Source organism: Metabacillus litoralis (assembly GCF_007994985.1).
Taxonomy (GTDB): Bacteria; Bacillota; Bacilli; order Bacillales; family Bacillaceae; genus Metabacillus; species Metabacillus litoralis.
Genome location: NZ_VOQF01000039.1, coordinates 1 through 2,430 on the forward strand (window position 1 = coordinate 1; position 2,430 = coordinate 2,430).

The 2,430-nt window shown below is 33.7% G+C and carries 2 protein-coding genes; both read left to right on the forward strand.

The window, feature by feature from the left end:
• Positions 1-229 precede the first annotated feature (229 nt).
• Positions 230-1,432, forward strand: coding sequence for a cardiolipin synthase (gene cls, locus FS935_RS22950; protein ID WP_146950923.1), 1,203 nt, complete (start codon positions 230-232; stop codon positions 1,430-1,432).
• Positions 1,433-1,444: 12 nt separating this feature from the next.
• Positions 1,445-2,401 (forward strand): UV DNA damage repair endonuclease UvsE, encoded by a 957-nt coding sequence (uvsE, locus tag FS935_RS22955; RefSeq protein ID WP_146950924.1) that lies wholly within the window; start codon positions 1,445-1,447, stop codon positions 2,399-2,401.
• The last annotated feature ends 29 nt before the right edge of the window (positions 2,402-2,430 follow it).

Consider the following 2,430-nt stretch of genomic DNA (forward strand, 5'->3'; position numbering starts at 1 on the left):
ATAGCTTTGTCGTATCTTTATCATAACTTATATGTCCATTATAAGGGGGTCAATCACTGTCACTCCCCGAATTATGTCGAATACATCTAGATGCCATGTACATAAAAAGCTTCGTTACCGTTAAAGATAATAAAAATAAATTTGTCAGCTTTAATTTTCGCATTGTATCAATTGTTTTCATCACGGTCCCATTCTTATTTGCTGCTACTACCTGGAGGAGGTATTGCCTTTGACTACGTTAATCATCTGCTCTATCGTTGTGGCGATTCTAATTGGCTGGTTGATCTTTGACTATAAAGCCGGTCGAAAAAATCATCTCTTAACTTCTAAATACACCCAGTATCCTCTAAGAAAAAGTAATATCTCTGTTTTTATTGATGGAAATGATTTTTATAAAGATTACTTCGAGAACATTAAAAATAGTACTACATATGTTCATGTGTTATTTTTTATAGTGAAAAATGATAAAGTCAGTCATGAATTTTTATCTATTTTAGGTGATAAAGCAAAAGAAGGCTTAGATGTAAGGTTGTTGCTTGATTATGTTGGCGGCTCAAAATTAGGTAAGAAAAAAATTCAAGCTTTAAAAAAACAGGGAGTGCGAATTGCCTTTTCCCATAAACCTAAATTACCTTATTTGTTTTATACTTCTCAAGCAAGAAACCACCGGAAAATCACAGTTATTGACGGAAAAACATCCTATTTAGGTGGATTTAATATCGGTAAGGAATATATTGGTCAAGATCCTAAGTTTGGGTACTGGAGAGATTATCACCTTAGAATTCAAGGTGAAGGTGTTACTGATTTACAGCAGCAATTTCTAAAAGATTGGTATGATTCTACAGGTGAAAATGATCTTAATGAACCTCGTTTTTCTACTGTATCTCCTAAAGGTGAAAGTACCCATATGTTTATATCGACTTATGGTGAGAAGTTGGATGACCATTTTATCGAGTTTATCCAAAATGCCAAACAAGAAATTATTATTTGCACACCCTATTTTATTCCTGGAAAAATGATTTTAAATGAACTACTAGAAGCCTTATCAAGAGGGGTACAAGTGAAATTAGTGGTACCCATGGGTAAGGACCATCCTCTTGTAAAGGAAGCATCACTTCCCTACTTTGGACCGCTTATTTTAGCCGGTGGAGAGATTTATCAGTTTTTTTATGGATTTTTTCATGCCAAGATCATTATTATTGACGATAAATTTTGTGATATTGGAACAGCTAATTTCGATAAACGCAGTATGTACTTAAATGACGAAATGAACTGTTTAATTTACGATCCAGTTTTTATTGAAAAAGTGCGTAGCTTAATTAACAAAGATATGAATCACTCTGAACTATTAACATATAGCGCCTATGAAAAAAGGCCTCTTACTAAAAAGATAAAAGAGAAATTTGCAACAATGATTTCACATTTTCTATGAGGAGAAAGTCAAATGATTATTCGATTTGGTTATGTTTCACATGCTCTTGCTTTATGGGATTGCTCTCCTGCAAAGTCATTAACATTTACACGATGGAAGCAGTTAGACGAGACTGAAAGGAAAGAACAACTTTTATATGTAACTAGAAAAAACTTAGAGCATACATTACGTATGATTCATTATAATATTGCTCAGGAAATCCATGTTTACCGGCTTTCCTCATCAATTGTGCCGCTTGCTACACATCCGGAGGTATTATGGGATTACCGGACACCTTTTAAGGATTTACTTACTGAAATCGGCCAGTTAGTGAAGAAAAATAAGCTTAGAACTAGCTTTCACCCTAATCAATTTACGCTATTTACAAGTGATAAGCCTCATATAACAGATAATGCTGTTGGTGATATGCAATATCATTATGATTTGTTAGATGCAATGGGTCTTGCTGATGAAGCAATTATAAACATTCATGTAGGTGGCGCTTATGGTAACAAACAAGCAGCGACTGAACGATTTCATGAAAATATAAAAAAGTTACCTCATAACGTAAAGAAACGGATGACACTTGAAAATGACGATAAAACATATACGACCACAGAAACACTAGAAATTTGTAAAAAAGAAAATATCCCAATGCTTTTTGATTATCACCATTACATTGCAAATAAAGATGAAGATGAACATTTCGAGGATCTTTTGCCAGAAATTTTTGACACATGGTCCAATGTTGGGCTTCATCCAAAAATTCACGTATCATCACCAAAAACAGAAAAGGAATTCAGAAGCCATGCTGATTATGTTGATTCTGAATTTCTTATGCCATTATTATTATTTTTGAAAAATCATAATGCAAACGTTGACTTAATGATTGAAGCTAAGAAAAAAGACCTCGCAGCTATAAAGCTGTGTGAGGACATTTCTAAAATTAGAGGTGTAAAACGGATTGGTGGCGCAACAATTGAATGGTGAGGCTAACTTTTTGGTTAGTCTCTTTTTTT

Excerpts from the sequence above, each read along its gene's own strand:
- uvsE (WP_146950924.1), top strand. The coding sequence starts at position 1,445 with ATGATTATTCGATTTGGTTATGTTTCACATGCTCTTGCTTTATGGGAT.